The 20,314-nt window shown below is 65.8% G+C and carries 17 protein-coding genes; 14 read left to right on the top strand and 3 right to left on the bottom strand.

Annotation, left to right across the window (positions count from 1 at the left end; all coding sequences use genetic code 11):
- From ACK5IR_RS16255 to ACK5IR_RS16225, 7 genes are all read left to right on the top strand, one after another.
- Positions 1-823 (top strand): GGDEF domain-containing protein (locus tag ACK5IR_RS16255; RefSeq protein WP_416930345.1); only part of this gene is annotated, 823 nt, incomplete at its 5' end.
- A 162-nt stretch (positions 824-985) separates the two neighbouring features.
- Positions 986-1,606: a 30S ribosomal protein S4 gene (gene rpsD / locus ACK5IR_RS16250; RefSeq protein ID WP_416930343.1), complete on the top strand. Its 621-nt coding sequence runs from the start codon at positions 986-988 to the stop codon at positions 1,604-1,606.
- Between the two features lie 24 nt (positions 1,607-1,630).
- Positions 1,631-3,334, top strand: coding sequence for an ArnT family glycosyltransferase (locus tag ACK5IR_RS16245; RefSeq protein WP_416930341.1), 1,704 nt, complete (start codon positions 1,631-1,633; stop codon positions 3,332-3,334).
- A gap of 85 nt (positions 3,335-3,419) precedes the next feature.
- Positions 3,420-4,838, top strand: a complete 1,419-nt coding sequence (locus ACK5IR_RS16240) for a homospermidine synthase (protein WP_416930339.1) — start codon at positions 3,420-3,422, stop codon at positions 4,836-4,838.
- A 91-nt stretch (positions 4,839-4,929) separates the two neighbouring features.
- The gene (hisC, locus tag ACK5IR_RS16235) at positions 4,930-6,015 is read left to right on the top strand and encodes a histidinol-phosphate transaminase (protein WP_416930337.1); all 1,086 of its coding nucleotides are present in this window, start codon (positions 4,930-4,932) and stop codon (positions 6,013-6,015) included.
- The gene (locus tag ACK5IR_RS16230) at positions 6,012-6,944 is read left to right on the top strand and encodes a prephenate/arogenate dehydrogenase family protein (protein ID WP_416930335.1); all 933 of its coding nucleotides are present in this window, start codon (positions 6,012-6,014) and stop codon (positions 6,942-6,944) included. Before hisC ends, ACK5IR_RS16230 begins: the two co-directional genes overlap by 4 nt.
- The gene (locus tag ACK5IR_RS16225) at positions 6,941-7,930 is read left to right on the top strand and encodes an extensin family protein (RefSeq protein ID WP_416930333.1); all 990 of its coding nucleotides are present in this window, start codon (positions 6,941-6,943) and stop codon (positions 7,928-7,930) included. The genes ACK5IR_RS16230 and ACK5IR_RS16225 overlap by 4 nt, the downstream gene beginning before the upstream one ends.
- Before the next feature lie 26 nt (positions 7,931-7,956).
- Here ACK5IR_RS16225 and ACK5IR_RS16220 read toward each other — a convergent pair whose 3' ends face one another.
- Positions 7,957-8,970 carry a DUF2125 domain-containing protein gene (locus tag ACK5IR_RS16220; RefSeq protein WP_416930331.1) on the bottom strand — a complete coding sequence of 338 codons (1,014 nt, stop codon included), beginning with the start codon at positions 8,968-8,970 and terminating at the stop codon, positions 7,957-7,959.
- Positions 8,971-9,035: 65 nt separating this feature from the next.
- On the opposite strand from ACK5IR_RS16220, the gene ACK5IR_RS16215 reads away from it, so the two are divergent.
- From ACK5IR_RS16215 to ACK5IR_RS16205, 3 genes are all read left to right on the top strand, one after another.
- Positions 9,036-9,599 carry a gamma-glutamylcyclotransferase gene (locus ACK5IR_RS16215; RefSeq protein WP_416930329.1) on the top strand — a complete coding sequence of 188 codons (564 nt, stop codon included), beginning with the start codon at positions 9,036-9,038 and terminating at the stop codon, positions 9,597-9,599.
- Between the two features lie 87 nt (positions 9,600-9,686).
- Complete coding sequence (locus tag ACK5IR_RS16210; RefSeq protein WP_416930327.1) at positions 9,687-11,099, top strand: biopolymer transporter ExbB; 1,413 nt, start codon at positions 9,687-9,689, stop codon at positions 11,097-11,099.
- Between the two features lie 3 nt (positions 11,100-11,102).
- Entirely contained in the window at positions 11,103-12,788 is a 1,686-nt protein-coding gene (locus ACK5IR_RS16205; protein WP_416930325.1) for a peptidoglycan -binding protein, read from the top strand.
- A gap of 110 nt (positions 12,789-12,898) precedes the next feature.
- On the opposite strand, the gene clpA is transcribed toward ACK5IR_RS16205, so the two are convergent.
- A complete protein-coding gene (gene clpA / locus ACK5IR_RS16200) occupies positions 12,899-15,232 on the bottom strand; it encodes an ATP-dependent Clp protease ATP-binding subunit ClpA (protein ID WP_416930324.1) in 2,334 nt (777 codons plus the stop codon).
- A gap of 206 nt (positions 15,233-15,438) precedes the next feature.
- Positions 15,439-16,200, bottom strand: a complete 762-nt coding sequence (gloB, locus tag ACK5IR_RS16195) for a hydroxyacylglutathione hydrolase (RefSeq protein WP_416930322.1) — start codon at positions 16,198-16,200, stop codon at positions 15,439-15,441.
- Between the two features lie 67 nt (positions 16,201-16,267).
- On the opposite strand from gloB, the gene ACK5IR_RS16190 reads away from it, so the two are divergent.
- From ACK5IR_RS16190 to ACK5IR_RS16175, 4 genes are all read left to right on the top strand, one after another.
- Entirely contained in the window at positions 16,268-17,026 is a 759-nt protein-coding gene (locus tag ACK5IR_RS16190) for a methyltransferase domain-containing protein (RefSeq protein ID WP_416930320.1), read from the top strand.
- 368 nt (positions 17,027-17,394) lie between these two features.
- Entirely contained in the window at positions 17,395-17,955 is a 561-nt protein-coding gene (locus ACK5IR_RS16185) for a F0F1 ATP synthase subunit delta (RefSeq protein WP_416930318.1), read from the top strand.
- Positions 17,955-19,493, top strand: a complete 1,539-nt coding sequence (gene atpA / locus ACK5IR_RS16180; protein ID WP_416930316.1) for a F0F1 ATP synthase subunit alpha — start codon at positions 17,955-17,957, stop codon at positions 19,491-19,493. Before ACK5IR_RS16185 ends, atpA begins: the two co-directional genes overlap by 1 nt.
- A gap of 14 nt (positions 19,494-19,507) precedes the next feature.
- Positions 19,508-20,314: F0F1 ATP synthase subunit gamma (locus ACK5IR_RS16175; RefSeq protein WP_416930314.1), on the top strand; the 807-nt coding region annotated here is incomplete at its 3' end.

Here is a 20,314-nt window from a genome sequence, read left to right as displayed (position 1 = left end):
GGATCTGCTCGGCGCCGATTCGGGGCGGCTGTCGCTCTCGTTCCGCGAGGGCGAGGAGGGTACGTTCAAGGCGGTGATCGTTCCGCTGCCCTGCGGCGCGGGGGCGCTCATCAACCTGTCCTTCGGGATCGGGGTTGTCGATGCGGTGCGGGACTATTCGCTGACGCTTTCCGATTTTGCCACCACCGACCTTGCCGTCGAGATGCTCTATCTGGTCGAGGCGAAATCGGCGGCGCTCGCGGCGTCGCGTAAGCTCAACCTGCGCCTTCAGGGGGCACGGGCGGCGGCCGAGGAGCAGGCCTATACCGATACGCTCACCGGGCTGAAGAACCGCCGTGCGATGGATCAGGTGCTGCGGCGTCTGGCGGCGAATGCGGTGCCTTTCGGGCTGGTGCACCTGGATCTGGATTTCTTCAAATCGGTAAACGACAGCTATGGGCACGCCGCCGGAGACGAGGTGTTGCAGGCGGTGGCGCGGATACTGATTTCGGAAACCCGCAATACAGATACCGTGGCGCGGGTCGGCGGAGACGAGTTCGTGCTGATCTTTCAGGAACTGGTCGATACCGACCGGCTGAGGGCGATCTCGGAGCGTATCATCGCCCAGCTCGAACAGCCGGTGCCGTTCGGTGCCGCCTCGTGCAGGATTTCCGGCAGTATCGGGATCGTGACAAGCGCGATGCACGAGCGGGCCGAGGCTGACAGCCTGCTCCGGCAGGCGGATGCGGCGCTCTATGCCTCCAAACATGCCGGTCGCGGCCGTGTTACCGTCTATTCCGCAGCGCTTGCCGAAGGGGAACGGTCCGGCCCTGCCGGCGGTTGACACCATGCACCGCGCGCTTTAGACGGCACCATCCTGGCCCCGGTGGCCGGGTGCTTCATTGGTGTTGGCGGCCCCCGCAAGGGGATGCCTGTCGCCCGAAAGGGAAAGGACAACGCCCTTCACAGCCGCCTGCCGGGCGGCGCATCGGAAGGAGATCAGACGGTGACCAAACGCACCTCTGCCAAGTACAAGATCGACCGCCGCATGGGCGAAAACATCTGGGGCCGTCCCAAGTCGCCGGTCAACCGCCGCGAATACGGCCCCGGTCAGCACGGCCAGCGCCGCAAGGGCAAGATGTCGGACTTCGGCCTGCAACTGCGCGCCAAGCAGAAGCTCAAGGGCTATTACGGCGATCTGACCGAAAAGCAGTTCAAGCGCATCTACGCCGAAGCGGCCCGGGTTCGCGGCGATACCGGCGAGAACCTGATCGGCCTGCTCGAACGCCGCCTTGATGCGGTGGTCTATCGCGCCAAGTTCGTTCCGACCATCTTTGCCGCCCGCCAGTTCGTCAACCATGGCCATGTGCTGGTGAACGGCAAGCGCGTCAATATCCCCTCCTACCGGGTGCAGGAAGGCGACGTGATCGAGGTTCGCGATCGTTCCAGGCAGCTTGCGACCGTTCTGGAATCCGTCGGCCTGCCCGAGCGCGACGTGCCCGATTACATCGAGGCAGATCATTCCAAGATGACCGCAACCTTCGTGCGCACCCCGGGTCTGGGCGATGTGCCCTACGCGGTTCACATGGAGCCTAACCTCGTCATCGAATACTACGCCCAGAACTGACCGGCCGGCAAAGCGCTTGGTGCGATGCCGCTTGACGACAGCAATTCGAAGCGCCCGGCCGGCTGGTTTTCCGAACCGCCGCGCCGGGCGTTTCCCGTTCTGGCGACACTGATAGCGGCGTTCCTGTTTCTGGTGCTGCCGGAAGCCGTCCGTCCGCTCGAGACCCACTCCGACGAGCATTATTACGTTGTCGGCGCGGCGCGCATGCTTGCCGGCGGCGATTACGTGATCCCGCAAACGCTGGCGGGTGAGGTCAGGCTCAAGAAGCCGCCGATGGCCTATTATTACATCGTGGCGGGGCGTACGCTTTTCCCCCTTTCGCCATTCGCCACCAAATTCCTGTGGCTCGTCAGCGCGGCGGGTGTGCTGGCGCTGACCTTTGCGATGGCGCGTTCGGTCGGTGCCACCCTTACCGGGGCCGCGGTTGCGGTTGCGGCGCTGGCGGGCCATCGCGTGTTCTTTCGTTCTGCCACCCAGCATATTCCCGATATGCCGCTGCTTCTGGGCGTCACCCTGGCGCTGGCCGCTTTCGCGACGCTGCTGTCGGACCGGAGCGGAGGGCGGTTCTGGCTTTATCTGGCGGGATATGGCGGGGTGGCCTTTGCCATGCTCGGCAAGGGGTTGGTCGCGCTTGTCGTGGTGGCCGTCTTCTGGGCGGTGCGCGGCGTATCGCGTGGTGCGGATGCCCGCCCCGACGGCGATCTCGGCCGCGAGGCGGCGGCCTTTGCCATCGCGCTGCTGGCCGCCGGCTGGTGGTTTGTGCTGGCCGCCGTGCAGGAGCCCGGCACGTTCCGAAGCGATTTCCTCGGCGATCAGGTCACCGAGAAGGTTCGCTTCTCCCTTTCGCTGTTTCTGGGCAATCTGCGCAAGACGATCACCGACCTCTGGGTGCCGCTGCTGCCGGTTGCGGTTGCTGTCCTTCTGCGCCGCTGGAACTGGTCCGGCTGGCGCCGGCTGGAGCGGCCGATCCTGTTCCTGATCGTCTGGGCGGTTGCCATCCTGTGCCTCTTCGCCTTTTCCTCGGCGCTGTACGAACGCTATATATTGCCCGCCATCCCGGCGGTTGCGGTGCTGCTGGGATATGCCGCCGACCGGATCGCACCGCAGGACCTGCGGGTCAGGTTCCTGCGAGTACTTCGGTTGGTCGCCGTCTTCCCGCTGTTTGTCGGGCTTGCCGCGCTGGCGGTTCTGGTGGCGCTGCACCAGTCCGCCGCCGCCCTGCTGACCCTTCTTTCCCTCGCGGCCTGTCTGGCGGCCGTGTTGACCTGCGGGCGCCGATGGCCGGTCTGGGCAGTTGCCGCGCTGGTTGGAATGATCCTGCCGGTCACGCTCGCGATGATTTCCCCGCTCAGGTACGCTCTTGCCGCACCGACGAATGCCGAGTTCGTCGCGCGGGTGATCGGTGCCTCCGGTGTGCCTCCGGACCGGGTGTACCTGTTCGCGTCGCGCAAGCGCGCCGGCGATGTCGGGGTCTACCTGCCGGGGGTGGAGGACTGGGTCTATCCGGCCGATCTGTCGAGCCTGCCGGAGGCGGGCAGTTCCGCCGTGGTGTTTACCGACAAGGCGCTGACCGACGATCTTGCGGCGCGCGGATACGAGATCGGCGAAAGCCGCGATTTCGCGTCAGGGTTTTCTGCCTCGGACGCCTGGGCGGCGATCAGGGCGCGCGATGCGGCGCAATTGCGGCGGAAACACGGCGAGCCCGTTTACGTCGCGATCCGGCGCTAGCCGCCGGCCGGCCAGGCCGGCATCGGCCGGTTTTCTTTGCCGCTCACTCCCCGTATGACCGCATGGATGCAGGAGGAGCCTCGCGATGACTCGCTTTCCCGTCTATGGCCATATCGAGGGCCCGGTTGTGCTGATCGGCTACGGATCGGTCGGGCGCGGCACGCTGCCGCTGATCGAACGCCATTTCACCTTCGATCGCGGCCGTCTGACCATTGTCGAACCTTCGACATTGCGGGCTGACGAGATTACCGCGCGCGGCTACCGTCACGCGGCGGTCGCGCTGACGCCGGAGAACCACCGCGAGGTGCTGGCCGGCCTGCTGGAGCCGGGCAGCGGATTTTGCGTCAACCTGTCGGTCGATACCTCGTCGCTCGACCTGATGAGGGCCTGCCGCGAGATGGGGGTTCCCTATATCGACACCGTGGTCGAGCCGTGGGCCGGGTATTATTTCGGTACCGAAGACAACGCCGCGCGTACCAATTACGCGCTGCGCCAGATGGTGCGCGACGAAAAGGCGGCCAACCCGGGCGGCAGCGCCGCCGTCAGTTGCTGCGGCGCCAACCCCGGCATGGTAAGCTGGCTGGTCAAGGAGGCGCTGCTGACGCTGGCCCGCGACCTGGGCCGCACCGTGCCCGCGCCGGTGGACCGCGCCGGCTGGGCGGGGCTGATGTGCGGGCTCGGTGTCAAGGGGCTTCATATCGCCGAACGCGATACGCAGGTGCGCGCGGCGCCCCGCCCGCTGGGCACCTTTGTCAACACCTGGTCGGTCGAGGGGTTCATCGCCGAGGGGTTCCAGCCGGCGGAACTGGGCTGGGGCACGTTCGAGCCGTGGTTTCCCCCCAATGCGCACCGCCACGCGACCGGCTGCCGCGCCGGTATCTGGCTCGAACAGCCCGGTGCCGATACCCGTGTGAACACCTGGTGTCCGACGCCCGGCCCGCAATTCGGCTTTCTGGTGACCCATAACGAGGCGATTTCGATTGCCAATTACTATACTGTCGGCGATCCGGCGGCGCCCGGCTATCGCCCGACCTGCCATTATGCCTATCACCCCTGCGACGATGCGGTGTTGAGCCTGCACGAGATGTTCGGCTCGAACAGCATTCAGCAGCGTCACCACATCCTCGATGTCGACGAGATCGCGTCGGGCATCGACGAACTGGGCGTGCTGCTCTACGGGCACGCGAAGAACGCGCTCTGGTACGGCTCGCGTCTGTCGAACGACGCGGCGCGGCGGCTCGCGCCCGATCAGAACGCCACCGCGTTGCAGGTGTCGTCGGCGGTACTGGCGGGGATGGTCTGGGCGCTGGAGAACCCCGGTGCCGGGATCGTCGAGACCGACGAGATGGATCATGCGCGCTGTCTCGAGGTGCAGCGGCCCTATCTCGGGCCGGTCGAGGCGCATTATACCGACTGGACGCCGCTGAGCGATCGACAGAGCCAGTTCCCCGAGGAGGTGGTGGCGGAGGAGCCCTGGGCGTTCCGTAACGTGCTGGCCGGCTGATGCCGGTGCGGCGCCAGCGCCTCTCCGGCATGGCGTCGTCTGTCTGGCATCCGCCCGCCGCCGCCGTTATGAGGGCGCCAAGGAGACCACGATGAAAAAGATCACGCCGCAGCCCGGAATCATGGAAATTGCCCCCTACGAGGGCGGCGAAAGCCGCGTCGAAGGGGTGGAGGATGTGCTGAAGCTGTCCTCCAACGAAAACCCCTTCGGCCCCAGCCCGAGTGTCGGGGCGGCGATCGCCGGGGCGGCCGGGCAGGTTCACCGCTACCCCAACACCGATCATGCCCCGCTGCGGCAGGCAATCGCCGAGGTGCACGGGCTCGATGCCGGGCGGATCATCTGCGGCGTCGGCTCGGACGAGGTGTTGCAGTTTCTCTGTCAGGCGTTTGCCGGGCCGGGTGACGAGGTGGTGCATACCGAGCACGGCTTTGCCATGTACCCGATCCTTGCCCATGCGGTCGGCGCCACCCCCGTGGTGGCAAGGGAGCGCGAGCGGGTAACCGATGTCGATGCCCTGCTGGCTGCCTGCACCGGGCGCACCAGAATCGTTTTCGTCGCCAACCCCAACAACCCGACTGCCACGATGATCGGTATCGACGAGGTTGCAAGGCTCGCCGAGGGCCTGCCCGAGGGCGCGATCCTTGTACTCGACGGCGCCTATGCGGAGTTTGTCGACGGTTACGACGGCGGCGCGGCACTGGTCGAGGCGCGCAACAACGTTTTCATGACCCGCACCTTCTCCAAGCTCTACGGGCTCGGCGGTCTGCGCATCGGCTGGGGCTATGGCCCGCGCGAGATCATCGACGTGCTCAACCGCATCCGCCAGCCGTTCAACCTGTCGGAAATCCAGATGGCCGCCGCCATGGCGGCGGTACGAGACCGGAACTGGGCCGGTCATTGCCTGGCCGAAACCGCGCGGCTTCGCGACCGGCTGGCCGGACAACTGGCCGCGCTCGGTGTGCCATCCGATCCCAGCCTGACCAATTTCCTGCTCGCCCGCTTTGCCGACCGGGCCGAGGCCGAGGCCGCCGACACTCACCTCAAGTCGCAGGGTGTCATCGTGCGCCGGGTGGCGGGCTACGGCCTGCCCGAATGCCTGCGCATCACCGTGGGCGACGAGGCCGGCTGCGCCCGTGTCGTCGAGGGCATCCGCAGTTTCCGGGAGGTGCGGAGTTGAGCCAGATCTACGACCGCGTGGCCTATATCGGGCTTGGGCTGATCGCCTCGTCGATGATCCATGCCGGGCGCCGCGCCGGGCTTCAGCGCGTGATTGCCGGCACCGCCCGCTCGGCCGGAACCCGCGCCATCGCGCGGCAGGACGGGCTCTGCGATATCGTCACCGAAACGGCCGCCGAAGCCGTCGCCGATGCTGATCTGGTGGTGCTCTGCGTGCCGGTCGGGGCGATGGGGGCGGTGGCGGCCGAGATCGGCCCGCACCTGAAACCGGGCGCGACCGTCACCGATGTGGGGTCGGTCAAGCGCGCGGTGATCGATGCGGTCGGGCCGCATCTGCCGGAAGGGGTGAACTTCATCCCCGCGCATCCACTGGCCGGGACGGAGCATTCCGGCCCGCGTTCCGGTTTTGCCGAACTGTTCGACAACCGCTACACCCTGATCGTGCCGGCGGGCGAGGTGGACCCCGTTGCGCTGGCGAAGCTGGAGCGGTTCTGGATCGGCATGGGTGCCAATGTCGAGACGATGGAACCCGATCACCACGATCTGGTGCTGATGGTCACCAGCCATGCACCGCATCTGATCGCCTATACGATGGTCGGCGTCGCCGACGACCTGCGCCGGGTGACCGACAGCGAGGTCATCAGATATTCCGCCGCCGGGTTTCGCGATTTCACCCGCATCGCGGCTTCGGACCCGACGATGTGGCGCGACGTGTTCCTCAACAACAAGGACGCGACGATGGAGATCCTCGGCCGTTTCATCGAGGAGCTGATGCGGCTGCAACGGGCCATTCGCAAGGGCGACGGCGATCTCCTGTTCGACTATTTCACCCATACGCGCGCCATCCGTCGCGGCATCATCGAGGCTGGGCAGGATACCGCCGACGCCGATTTTGGCCGTGGCCGTAACCGTGATAAGGGCGGTGCATGAGAAAACGCACCCTTGGATTCGTGATCGCGGCCCTGCTGGCCGCCACCGCAGCCCCCGCCGCACAGGTCACCGGCGCCGGAATGCGCCCCGTCGCCCGCCCCGGACCGGAGGTGCTGCAGCCTGCCTCGGCAATCGTATCGCGGGCCGGACCGGCTGGTCAGGCGGCCGAATCGACGGGCACACCCGGGCAATACCGGCCCATCCGCCGCGACGGTATCTTCGCCGAACATCGCGAGCCGGCCGACAGCAGGGTGGCGGTGGCGCGGCAGGTGACGCGCATCCGGTACGACGCCGCCCACCGCCCGGCCGAACGCCCGCCGCATCCGCTGGCGGGTTACGGGGTCGTGCCGGTTTCGGCCGTCATGCAGGTAGCGCCGGGAACCCCGCAGCCGCACCTGCGCCCGGCCGGGTTTTTCGAGAAATTCCGCCGCCGCTTCCCTTCGGCGGGGAATTACTCGGCCAAGGGAGCGGTCTGTGGTGTCGATGCGATCAAGGGAACGCAGATCGCCAGCTTCGGCAATCCCGCGGGCGGCTGCGGCGTGGACAATCCGGTGCGGGTGACATCGGTTGCAGGCGTCGCGCTCAGCGCGCCGGCGACGATCGACTGCACAACGGCCAGGGCGCTCAACGCCTGGGTCGAAAAGGGCGTCAAGCCCGCCTTCGGGCGTCAGGGCGGTGGGGTGGTCAAACTGAACGTGGCGGCGCATTACGTCTGCCGCAACCGCAACAACCGCTCCGGCGGCCGGCTTTCGGAACATGCCAAGGGGCGCGCCGTCGATATCTCGGCCATCGTCCTGCGCGACGGAACGCAGGTGACGGTTCTCAACGGCTGGTCGAGCGGGAAATGGGGCGACGAGATGAAAAAGGCCCACCGTGCGGCCTGTGGTCCGTTCGGCACCGTGCTCGGCCCGCGCTCCGACAGCTATCACCGCGATCATTTCCACGTCGACACGGCGCGCTACCGCTCGGGCAGTTACTGCCGCTGAGGCCGCTTCCGCCCGTCCATCCGCGCTCACGGTAGCCGGATGACCGGTGCCGGACCAACCGGCACGATACCGATTCTGGTGTGGCCGTCGGCAAAGGTCAGCGGAATGTCGAGCGTGTCGGACGGCCCGACAAGGCCACTCAGAAGTTTCAGCGCCGCGTCGATGGTATCGACCACGGCGTCGGGAACGGTGCCTGTCTGGCGCATCAGCGCCAGCATGTCGCGCCAGTTGGTCGCCTTGATCTGCATCCTGCCCGAAACCGTGCCCGAGGCGTCCATTGTCAGGTCTCCGGCGACACGCAGTTCCAGCTTGCCCCAGAGAATCCCGGCATCCCGGATGTCGATGGCCCGCGGCTGGGGGCGGTGCGCGTCTTCCAGCGCGGTGCGATCCCACGGGCGGTCGAAGGTGACCGTCAGGTCGGCGTTGAGCCGCTCGACGTTTGGCGAAACGATCCCGAGCCGGGCAAGGTTTTGCAATGCCGCGGATTCCGGGTGCAGGCCGGCAAGCTCCAGCGCCACGTCGCGCATGGTATTGGCGCGGTTTTCGTTCGGCCGGCTCGCCAGCCGCATTTCGTCCAGCGTCGCCGTCCATCCGGCGTCGGAGGACAGGGCGAGCCCCTTGAACACGAGGGTCGCATCGTCCAGTTCGCGCGCCGCACCCGGCACGAAGGTGACGCTGCCGCGCAGATCCTCGCCGTCGACCGCAATCCGCTCGGACGGGGTTTGCAGATCCATGCTGTCGGCCCAGACCAGCACATAGTGGTTCTTTTCGTAGTTCAGCCCGAGGATCTGGAAGAACGGGGTGTTCCAGACCCATCCGGCCGCGGTATTGGCCAGCGTCAGGCCGGAAATCGTCGTGTCGATCCGTGTCGGATACCCCTTCACCGAGATGTCGGACCATTCGGCCTGCCAGCCCTGCGCGCGCCGCGCCTCCAGCCATCTGGTCAGGTTGTGCTCGGTTGTCCAGGCACCCCAGCCCCACCAGGCGCTCCACCCCAGCGCGACAATCGCAATCAGCCACAACAATCTGACCGGTTTCATGCTGGCCCCTTTCGTTTCTCCGGAGACTCGATGTATCACGCGCCTCAGGTTTGCGAGGGCAGGATATGCAGGACATCGACTTTTCCAAGCCCCTATGGGTCTTTGGCTACGGTAGTCTGATCTGGCATCCGGGATTTCCGGTGGCCGAGCGGTCAGTGGCGCGGCTTGCCGGGTATCGCCGCAGCTTCTGCATGTCCTCGATCCATCACCGTGGAACCGAGGAAAAGCCGGGGCTTGTCCTTGCCCTCGATCACGGCAGCGGTGCCTCCTGCGATGGTGTCGCCTTTCGTGTCGCGCCCGGCGCCGAGCGCGAAACGGTCGCCTCGCTGCGCGAGCGCGAACTGATCTCGTCCGCCTATCTCGAGGAGATGGTCGACCTGTCCCTGTGCGATGGCCGCCGGGTGCTCTCGCTTGCCTATGTGGTGGACCGCGATCACGTCCAGTATTGCGGCGGCCTGCCGCTGGAAGAGCAGGCGCGCATCATCGCCCGTGCGGTGGGCGGGCGTGGCCCGAATACCGAATATCTCTACAATACCGCCGGTCATCTGGCCGAGCTTGGCCTTGCCGATGCCGAACTCGACTGGCTTGCCGAACGTGTCCGTGCCCTGGCCGCATCGTCCGGCGACTGAGCGCGTTTTGCCGATTGGCAATCGCCGGCGGCCTTTCTATCGTTGCGGCAATACGCCCTAGGCGCCACGACCAGAGAGGCCGCAGACTTGTCCGAAATACCGACGCAATTCTCGCAACCCGTCCGCCAGATCGTACAGATGCTGGTGGTGCTGGGTCTGGTCGCCGTGGGTGGCTGGTTCATCTATCCAAGCGTCAGCGCGGTATTCATGGCCAACCCCTGGCTTAACGGGACCATCGCGCTGGTGTTTCTGATCGGGGTGCTGGCCTGTTTCCTGCAGGTCGCGCAACTTTCGTCCTCGGTGCGCTGGATCGAGGCTTTCGTGCGCGATCACGCCACTGCGGCGCGCGGGCCGGCGCCGCGCCTGCTGGCACCGCTCGCCGCGCTGTTGCGCTCGCGCGGGGTCAACCGGCAGATATCGTCCAGTTCGGCATCGTCGATCCTCGATTCGGTTGCCACCCGGATCGAAGAGGCCCGCGATATCACGCGTTACCTTGTCAACCTGCTGATCTTCCTGGGGCTTCTGGGCACGTTCTATGGCCTCGCGACGACGGTTCCGGCGGTGATCGACACCATCCGATCGCTTGCCCCGCAGGAGGGGGAGACGGGTGCCGATGTCTTCACCAAGCTGATGGGCGGGCTCGAGGCGCAGCTTGGCGGCATGGGGACGGCCTTTGGCTCATCGCTGCTGGGGCTTGCCGGCTCGCTGGTTGTGGGTCTGCTGGAGCTGTTTGCCTCGCGCGGGCAGAACCGTTTCTACCGCGAACTGGAGGAGTGGCTTTCCTCCATCACGCGGCTGGGTTTCGCCGGTGGCGACAGCGAGCTTTCGGGCGAGGCCGGGGCGCTGATCGGCGTGCTCGACCACATGGCCGAGCAACTCGAGGCGATGCGGACGTTGCAGACGCAGGCCGACGCAAGCCGCAGTACGGCCGAGGACAAGATGGCCGAGGTTGCCGTTGCGGTGACCGCGCTGACCCGTACGTTGCAGCACGACACCCGCGAGACCGACGCGCTCGACCGGATCGCCGAGGGGCAGCGCCGGACTGTCGATATCCTGAGCCGCGCCGGCGACGCCCAGTCGCGCATGACCGAAGGGCAGGCGCATGTGGTCGCGTTGCAGGGCCAGCTTGCGGCGGGGCAGGAAAGGATGGCCGACGCCCAGGCCCCCATCGCGGAGCGGCTGGCCGAGCTTGCCGCGATGCAGGCGCATGTCGCCGAGGGGCAGGGGCGGCTGATCGAGGGACAGGAACGGCTGATCGCATATTTCGCCACGGTGGCCGAGCGGGCGCAGGAGGCGGTTGAAACCGGCGGTGGCGGCAGCGATGCCGAAAGTCGGATGCGGCTTCGCTCGATCGACGTGCAGGTGCTGCGCATCCTCGAGGAACTGGCCGCCGGCCGGCAGGAAACAGTGGCCGAGTTGCGCAACGAGATAACGGCGCTGACGCGCGAGATCCGCAATCTGGCGGATGTCGCGTATGCCCGATCCGGTCCGGAGCGCTGATCGATGGGCCTGGTGCGGCGCAGATCCGACCGGTTTTCGGCCTCGATCTGGCCAGGATTCGTCGATGCGATGACGGCGCTTCTGCTGGTGCTGATGTTCGTTCTGTCGATCTTCATGATCGTTCAGTTCATGCTACGCGAGACGATCACGGGGCAGGAACACGAACTGGACACGCTGCATTCCGATATCGCGCAGCTTGCCGACGCGCTGGGCCTCGAAAGGCGGAAATCCGAGGCGCTGAACGCGGAAATCGGTACGCTGAACGCGACCCTCGACCGGTCGCGCGAAACGGCCGAGGCGCAGGCGGCGCAGATCGTCGCCCTCGCCGCACAGGTGAGCGATCAGCAGGATGCGCTGGGCGAGGCCGAAACCGCAATTGCCGGTTTCGAGGAACGGGTGGCCGCGCTGCTGCTGGAGCGCGACACCCTCGCCTCGGGGCAGGCCGCGCTGGAAGGCGAGCGTGACGCCTTGCAGACGGCGCTGGCGGCTGCGCGCGGCGAGATTGACGCCCAGAGCGAAGCGGCACGGCTGGCTGCGGCAAAACGCCAGGCGCTGGAGGCGCTGATCGCCGATCTGCAGGCGGAATCTGCGGCAACCGGGGAAGATCTGGCCAGTCAGACCGCGCGCGCGGATGCCTTGCAGGCGCAGATTTCCGAACAGGAGGCTTCGCGCCTGACCGAAGCCGCCGCGGCCGAGGCATTGCGCAAGCGGCTGGAAGGGGCCGAGGACGAACTGACCGCAATGACGCTGGCGCTTGAGGAACAGCGCAGGAAGGCCGAGGATACGCTGACGCTGCTGGCTGCCGCGCAATCGGCAGAACAGGACCTCGATCGGCAGCTTGCCGCCGCCGAGGCGGCCAGACTTGCCGCCGAGCGCAGCGCCGAAGAGCAACTCGGCGCCGCCGAGGAACGCGCCGTGCTGCTTGCGGCGGCGCACGCCCAGCTTGCGCAGGAGGAGGCGAAATCGGCGGAAAGCCAGCGCAGCATTGCGCTGCTGAACGAGAATGTGACGGCGCTGAGGACCCAGCTTGGGGCGTTGCAGGACCTGCTCGATGCGGCGGACGCGCGCGATGCCGAAGCGCAGGTGGAGATTCAGTCCCTCGGCAACCGGCTCAATACCGCGCTGGCGCAGGTGGCCAGCGAAGAGCGCAAGCGTGCCGAATTGGAGGAGGCCGAACGCCGGCGTCTGGAAGAGGAGAAGGCCCGTCTTGAGGCCGAAGCGAAGGACCTGAAGAACTATCGGTCGGAGTTTTTCGGCCGGCTGCGCAATGTGCTGGGTGGTCGTGAGGGGGTACGGATCGAGGGCGACAGGTTCGTCTTTTCCTCCGAGGTGCTGTTCGAACCCGGCTCGGCCGAGATTTCCGCCGAAGGGCAGGCACAGATTGCGCGGGTCGCAAGCATTCTCTCCGAGGTCTCGGCCGATATCCCCGGGGATATCGACTGGGTGATCCGCGTCGACGGGCACACCGACAATCAGCCGCTTTCGGGCGCCGGGGCCTATCGCAGCAACTGGGAGCTCAGTCAGGCGCGGGCGCTGGCGGTCGTGCGTTACATGACCGAGGCACTCGGCTTCCCGCCCAACAGGCTTGCCGCCACCGGTTTTGGCGAGTTTCAGCCGGTCGATCCGGCCGATACGCCCGAGGCCTGGGCGCGCAACCGGCGCATCGAATTGAAACTGACCGAGCGCTGAGCCCCGCCCGGCGCTGTCGAAGCCTGAATACCACTTTGCGGTGGCCGGGTTCCGTCCCGTTGCGCAGAAGTACCGCGCATGAAGCCCCGGTGCGGAACACCGGCTTGATCTCAATCGGCGGTCAGCAGCGGAGGCTTGCGCGAGGGCAGGCGCAGGTTGCCCGGTTCCTCGATCCGCAGGTCGATCCTGTTGTCGCGGACGCCAACCTTGACGATGCCGCCCTTGGTCAGCTTGCCGAACAGAAGCTCTTCGGCCAGCGGCTTCTTGATGTGCTCCTGAATGACCCGGGCAAGTGGGCGGGCGCCCATGCGGTCGTCGTAGCCCTTGTCGGCCAGCCATTCGGCTGCCGGACGGGTCAGTTCGATGGTCACGTTGCGGTCGAGAAGCTGCGCTTCGAGCTGGAGGACGAATTTCTCCACTACCTGGAGGATAACTTCCTTGCCCAGCGGCGCAAAGCTGATCACCGCGTCCAGACGGTTGCGGAACTCGGGCGTGAAGGTGCGCTCGATCGCGGCGGTATCCTCGCCCTCGCGCGTGTCGCGCCCGAAGCCGATCGCCGATTTGACAAGCTCGGAGGCGCCGGCATTCGAGGTCATGATCAGGATCACGTTGCGGAAATCGACCGAACGGCCGTTGTGATCGGTCAGCGTGCCGTGATCCATCACCTGAAGCAGGATGTTGAACACGTCCGGATGCGCCTTCTCGATCTCGTCGAGCAGCAGGACGCAATGCGGATGCTGATCGACGCCATCGGTCAGCAGGCCGCCCTGATCGAAGCCGACATAGCCCGGCGGCGCCCCGATGAGGCGGGAGACCGCGTGTTTCTCCATGTATTCGGACATGTCAAAGCGCAGCAGTTCGACGCCGAGCGTATCGGCGAGTTGCTTGGCGACCTCGGTCTTGCCGACGCCCGTGGGTCCCGCGAAGAGGTAGTTGCCGATGGGTTTCTCCGGCTCGCGCAGCCCGGCGCGCGCCAGCTTGATCGACGCCGAAAGCGCCTCGATGGCGTCGTTCTGGCCAAAAACGACACGCTTGAGCGTCGCTTCGAGATCGCGCAGCACCTCGGCATCGTCCTTCGAGACGTTCCGGGGCGGAATGCGGGCAATCTTGGCCACCACAGCCTCGATCTCCCTGGTGCCGATGGTCTTGCGCCGGCGGCTTTCGGGCAGCAGGTGCTGCGCCGCGCCGGCTTCGTCGATCACGTCGATCGCCTTGTCGGGCAGCTTGCGGTCGTTCATGTAGCGCGCCGAAAGCTCGACCGCGGTGCGGATCGCGTCGGCGGTGTACTTGATGTCGTGATGCCGCTCGAAATAGGGCTTCAGCCCCTTGAGAATCTTCACGCTGTCCTCGACCGAAGGTTCGTTCACGTCGATCTTCTGAAAGCGGCGTGACAGCGCGCGGTCCTTTTCGAAGTGCTGGCGGTATTCCTTGTAGGTGGTCGATCCCATGCAGCGCAGCTTGCCGCCCTGAAGCGCCGGTTTCAGCAGGTTCGAGGCATCCATCGCCCCGCCCGAGGTGGCACCGGCGCCGATCACGGTGTGAATCTCGTCGATGAACAGGATGGCGTCGGGGTGGTTCTCGAGTTCCGAGACCACCGCCTTGAGCCGTTCCTCGAAATCGCCGCGATAGCGGGTACCGGCCAGCAGCGCGCCCATGTCGAGCGAAAAGATCGTGGCGCCCGAAAGCACATCGGGCGTCTCGCCGCCGACGATCTTGCGTGCCAGCCCCTCGGCGATCGCCGTCTTGCCGACGCCGGGGTCGCCGACCAGAAGCGGGTTGTTCTTGCGCCGGCGGCAGAGCACCTGCACACAGCGCTCGACCTCGTGCGCGCGGCCGATCAGCGGATCCACCTCGCCGCCGCGCGCCTTGGCATTCAGATCGACACAGTATTTGGCAAGCGCGGATTCCTTCTGATCGCCGTCCGCTGGGCCGTCCTGCCCGCGCTGGGAGGCGCCTTCGGATTCGTCCGCGCCGGTCACCGGGCGCGCCTCGCCGAAACCGGGGTTCTTGGCAACGCCGTGGGCGATGAAATTCACCGCGTCATAGCGTGTCATGTCCTGCTCCTGCAGGAAGAAGGCGGCATTGGATTCGCGTTCGGCGAAGATCGCGACCAGCACGTTGGCGCCGGTCACCTCCGACCGGCCCGAGGATTGCACATGGATGGCGGCGCGCTGGATCACGCGCTGGAAGGCAGCGGTCGGTACCGCTTCGGACCCTTCGACCTCGGTGATCAGGGTGGCCAGATCCTCGTCGATGAATTCCACCAGCGTGCGGCTCAGTTCCTCCAGATCGACATCGCAGGCCTGCATGACCTTGGCCGCGTCGGGTTCGTCGATCAGTGCAAGAAGAAGATGCTCCAGCGTGGCGAGTTCGTGGCGGCGCGCATTGGCATATCCCAGCGCGGCGTGGATGGCGTGCTCGAGCGTGTTCGAAAATGACGGCACGTGTCGTGCTCCTTATCCTGCGGACCAGCGGCGGATCGATCCCGCACGTCCAGATTGGCCCCTTTGCCTTAAAGTTTGGTGGGCGGGGCGCTGTCTTCAAGTGTTTTTTTGTGGACGACGCTTTGCAGGGGCAAAAATGCACAAAATGTGATCGCGCACCTGCGCGCCGTCTGGCAAGCCATTCCACTGCCGGATGGCAGATCTGTCTAGAACGCATCCTTGCGGCGGCGAATCTCGGCGAAGACCTCGACATCGGGGGCGTCGCCCATTCCAAGCCCGGCCTTCATCTCGGGCGCGGCCGACCGAAGGAAAGGGTTGGTGGCGTGTTCGAGCGACAGCGGAACCGGAACCGTCGGCAGGCCGCCGGCGCGCCGCCGGGCGATATCGTCGACGCGTTCGCGCAATGCCGCGTTTTCGGCATCGACGGTCAGGGCAAAGGCGCCGTTCGATGCCGCGTATTCGTGCCCAGAACAGATCAGGGTTTCCGGCGGCAGGGCGGCGAGCTTTTTCAGCGTGCTCCACATGGCCGGCGCATCGCCCTCGAACAGGCGCCCGCAGCCGAGGGCCATCAGGCTGTCGCCGGTGAAGGCGACGCCGGGAAAGACATAGGCGATATGGCCGATCGTATGGCCCGGCACGTCGAGCACCTGCCCGTCGACCGAACCGACCGAGACAGTATCGCCCTCCCGTACCGACCTGTCGAGCGGCGGCAGACGGTGGGCATCGGCGGCGGCACCGGTCACCCGGGCGCCGGTTGCCGATCTGAGCGCGGCTACCCCGTCGATATGGTCGGAATGATGGTGGGTGATGAAGATTTCCGACAGCGTCCAGCCGTTTTCCCGCAATGCACGCTCGATCGGACCGGCTTCGGGCACATCGACCACGGCTGTTGCGCCGGTTTCGGGATCGTGCAGAAGATAGGCGTAATTGTCGGTGCAGCAGGGGACCGTAACAATTCTGAGCGCCATGGCGTTTCCTTTTTTCCGCTAGCGGGTATGGTTGCGCCCAGGATGAGCAAGGAGCAGTCCGGGCGCAATGTACCTCGATGTACTGGACCTGAGAAACTTTTATTACAAGACCAGGCTGGGGCGGGTGGCGCAGCGGGCGATCCGCGATCAGCTGTTACTGTTCTGGCCGGTCGAGGCGGTGCGGAGCCAGACCCTGGCGGGGTTCGGCTTCACGCTGCCGCTCATGCGCCCGTTTCTCGGCAGTGCCAGGCGGGTGATCGCCATGATGCCGGCGCAGCAGGGGGTCATGCCGTGGCCGCTCGGCCAGCCGAACGTCTCGGTGCTGGTCGAGGAAACCATGTGGCCGCTCGAAACCGGCAGCGTCGACCGGATGCTGCTGATGCACGGGCTCGATTCCACCGACAACCTGACCGAGGTTCTGAGCGAATGCTACCGGGTCCTCGGTCCGGGTGGACGTGCCATCGTTGTCGTTCCCAACCGCTCCGGTCTGTGGGCGCGGCGCGATGTGACGCCGTTCGGCTACGGGCAGCCCTTTTCCTACGGGCAGCTGGAGGCGGTGCTGCTGCGCCATTCCTTCCAGCCCGAGCGCCATGTGGCCGCGCTGTTCGGCCCGCCTTCGGAAAAGCGGTTCTGGCTGCGCAGTGCCGGGCTGCTTGAGCGGTACGGCGGCAGGATTTCGTCGTCACTGGCGGGCGGGGTGTTCATCGTCGAGGTTTCCAAGGTGCTCCAGACCCCCGGGGGGGCCGCCGTGCGTGAGGTTGCCCGCCTGCCGCTGCGCGTGCTCGAGGGCGTGCCGGGCAGTGGCGCCGAACCGGCCGGCGTGTGAGGCCGGGCCGTGCGAATCAAATCGCATCGAAAGGCACGGCGATTCTCTTTTCCGGATGTTAACGCATGACATCCGGCGGGAGGTGCTGCGCCTGCGATAACGTCGGGGTATGCAATCGCATGCCAAAGCCGGCGCGAACGGTGTGCCCGACAGCTTCAAACTGCTGCATGGCATAAGGCAGACAGGAAATTTCCAAACTTACCGCCTGCCGGCAATGAAATTACCGAAGCCAAGAGAGTTGCGAGGTGCAAACGGGTCTGTTACATGCCTTCACGATTTAGGGGGGAACCGCAGTTGCCGCCCTGAGGGGAGTGTATCCGGCTGATCCAAGGCAGGGATGCGCGAACAAGAAGCGAAGAGGGGTGCACGTGTCAGAGACGGCTTCGATTTCTTCAAGCATTGCCGGGCGCTACGCGCAGGCATTGTTCGATCTGGCCCTGGACGAGAATGCGATCGACGCGCTCGAAGCCGATACCGACACCCTGTCGGAGGCGCTCGACACCTCGGCCGACCTGCGCGACATGATCGCCTCGCCGGTCTATACCCGCGCCGAGCAGACCGCCGCGATCACCGCGCTGTCGGATGCGCTGGGCCTGAGCCCGCTCACCAGAAACACGCTTGCGCTGATGGGGTCCAAGCATCGCCTGTTCGTCCTGCCCAGGCTGGTTGCCGCCCTGCGCGAGAAGGTCGCCGAGCAAAAGGGCGAGGTGACGGCCGAAGTAACCTCGGCCAGCCCGCTTTCGCCAACTCAGGCAGGCGAGATCACCGAATTGCTGAAGTCCCGTTTCGGCAAGGACATCAAACTGAAAACCGCCGTCGATGAAAGCCTCATCGGCGGTCTCGTCGTTAAGGTGGGTTCGAAGATGATCGACACGTCGGTCCGCGCGAAACTCGCCGCACTCCAGAACGCTATGAAAGAGGTCGGGTAATGGCATTGCAAGCGGCGGAAATCTCCGCAATCCTCAGAGACCAGATCAGGAACTTCGGTCAGGAGGCCGAGGTTGCCGAAGTCGGTCAGGTGCTTAGTGTCGGCGACGGCATTGCCCGCGTGCACGGGCTGGACAACATCCAGGCCGGCGAGATGGTGGAGTTTCCCGGCGGCATCCGTGGCATGGCGCTCAACCTCGAGGTCGACAACGTCGGTGTGGTGATCTTCGGCTCTGACCGCGACATCAAGGAAGGCGATACGGTCAAGCGCACCCGCGCCATCGTCGACGTTCCGGTGGGCGACGGCCTGCTTGGCCGGGTGGTTGACGCGCTGGGCAATCCGATCGACGGCAAGGGCCCGGTGGATTACACCGAGCGTCGCGTCGCCGATGTCAAGGCGCCCGGCATCATCCCGCGCAAGTCGGTGCACGAGCCTATGTTCACCGGCCTCAAGTCGGTCGACGCCATGATCCCGATCGGCCGCGGCCAGCGTGAACTGATCATCGGCGACCGCCAGACCGGCAAGACCGCCGTCGCGCTCGACACGATCCTCAACCAGAAAAGCTACAACGAAGCCGCCGGCGACGACGAGAGCAAGAAGCTCTACTGCATCTATGTCGCCATCGGTCAGAAGCGTTCGACCGTGGCGCAGCTTGTCAAGAAGCTCGAAGAGACCGGCGCGATCGAATATACCACCATCATCGCCGCCACCGCCTCGGACCCGGCGCCGATGCAGTATCTCGCACCCTATTCGGCGACATCGATGGCCGAATTCTATCGCGACAACGGCCGCCATGCGCTGATCATCTACGACGATCTGTCGAAACAGGCGGTCTCCTATCGCCAGATGTCGCTGCTGCTGCGCCGCCCGCCGGGGCGCGAGGCCTATCCGGGCGACGTGTTCTACCTGCATTCCCGCCTGCTGGAACGGTCCGCCAAGCTGAACGAGGATCACGGCGCAGGCTCGCTGACCGCGCTGCCGATCATCGAAACCCAGGGCGGCGACGTGTCGGCCTTCATTCCGACCAACGTGATCTCGATCACCGACGGCCAGATCTTCCTCGAGACCGAACTGTTCTATCAGGGCATCCGCCCTGCGGTGAACACCGGTCTCAGCGTGTCGCGTGTCGGCTCTGCCGCGCAGACCAACGCGATGAAATCCGTCGCCGGCCCGGTGAAGCTGGAACTGGCGCAGTATCGCGAGATGGCGGCCTTCGCCCAGTTCGGTTCGGACCTCGACGCCGCGACCCAGCAGCTTCTGAACCGCGGCGCGCGCCTGACCGAACTGATGAAGCAGCCGCAATATTCGCCGCTGACCAATGCCGAGATCGTCACCGTCATCTTTGCCGGCGTGAGCGGTTATCTCGACAAGATAAACGTTCGTCAGGTCGGCCGTTTCGAGGCCGGGTTGCTGAATTTCGTGCGCTCCAAGCATTCCGAGCTGCTCGACTGGATCACCAGCGAGGATCCGAAGATCAAGGGCGATGCCGCCGACCGCCTGAAGACCGTGGTGGAAGAGTACGCCAAGGGCTTCGCGTAAGCGAGGAAGCGCAGATGCCCAGTCTCAAGGACCTCAAGAACCGGATCGACAGCGTCAGATCGACGCGAAAGATCACCAAGGCCATGCAGATGGTGGCCGCCGCCAAGCTGCGGCGGGCACAGGACGCAGCCGAAAGCGCGCGGCCCTATGCCGAGCGGATGCGGGCTGTGATGAGCGGTCTGGCCGGCTCGGTCGGTGGCCGCGACGGCGCGCCCCGGCTTCTTGCCGGGACGGGCTCGGACCAGGTGCAGCTTCTGGTCGTGATGACCTCGGAGCGCGGCCTTTGCGGCGCCTTCAACTCGTCGATCGTCCGCGCCGCGAAGCACAGGATCGAAACGCTTCTCGGTGCCGGAAAGACGGTGAAGATCATCACCGTCGGCAAGAAGGGGCGCGAGCAGCTCAAGCGCGAGTACAGCCAGCACTTCATCGCCCATGTCGACATGAGCGAGGTGAAGCGCGTCGGCTACGACAATGCCGCCGGTATCGCCGGCGGTGTGATGGATCGCTTCGCCGCCGGCGAGTTCGATGTCTGCACGATCTTCTACAACAGGTTCGTGTCGGTGATCACGCAGGAGCCGCAGGTCAAGCAGATCATCCCGGCGGTCTTCGATCAGCCCGGTGAAGATACCTCGGACGGCACGCCCTACGAATACGAACCGGGCGAGGAGGGGGTTCTCGTCGAACTTCTGCCGCGCGGGGTTTCGACCGAGATCTTCACCGCATTGCTCGAAAACGGCGCCTCCGAAGAGGGTGCCCGCATGACCGCCATGGACAACGCGACCCGCAACGCCGGCGAGATGATCGACAAGCTGACGATCGAG

Source organism: Tropicimonas sp., from assembly GCF_047971885.1.
GTDB lineage: Bacteria > Pseudomonadota > Alphaproteobacteria > Rhodobacterales > Rhodobacteraceae > Tropicimonas.
The sequence above is the reverse complement of the archived record's forward strand: the minus strand, read 5'-3'. Positions and strand labels throughout refer to the sequence as shown.

Bases quoted from the DNA above. Each gene is read 5' to 3' on its own strand.
- ACK5IR_RS16245 (WP_416930341.1), top strand. From the start codon at position 1,631: ATGCCGCTTGACGACAGCAATTCGAAGCGCCCGGCCGGCTGGTTTTCC.
- ACK5IR_RS16240 (WP_416930339.1), top strand. From the start codon at position 3,420: ATGACTCGCTTTCCCGTCTATGGCCATATCGAGGGCCCGGTTGTGCTG.
- hisC (WP_416930337.1), top strand. From the start codon at position 4,930: ATGAAAAAGATCACGCCGCAGCCCGGAATCATGGAAATTGCCCCCTAC.
- ACK5IR_RS16225 (WP_416930333.1), top strand. From the start codon at position 6,941: ATGAGAAAACGCACCCTTGGATTCGTGATCGCGGCCCTGCTGGCCGCC.
- ACK5IR_RS16220 (WP_416930331.1), bottom strand. From the start codon at position 8,970: ATGAAACCGGTCAGATTGTTGTGGCTGATTGCGATTGTCGCGCTGGGG.
- ACK5IR_RS16215 (WP_416930329.1), top strand. From the start codon at position 9,036: ATGCAGGACATCGACTTTTCCAAGCCCCTATGGGTCTTTGGCTACGGT.
- ACK5IR_RS16205 (WP_416930325.1), top strand. From the start codon at position 11,103: ATGGGCCTGGTGCGGCGCAGATCCGACCGGTTTTCGGCCTCGATCTGG.
- gloB (WP_416930322.1), bottom strand. From the start codon at position 16,200: ATGGCGCTCAGAATTGTTACGGTCCCCTGCTGCACCGACAATTACGCC.
- ACK5IR_RS16190 (WP_416930320.1), top strand. From the start codon at position 16,268: ATGTACCTCGATGTACTGGACCTGAGAAACTTTTATTACAAGACCAGG.
- atpA (WP_416930316.1), top strand. From the start codon at position 17,955: ATGGCATTGCAAGCGGCGGAAATCTCCGCAATCCTCAGAGACCAGATC.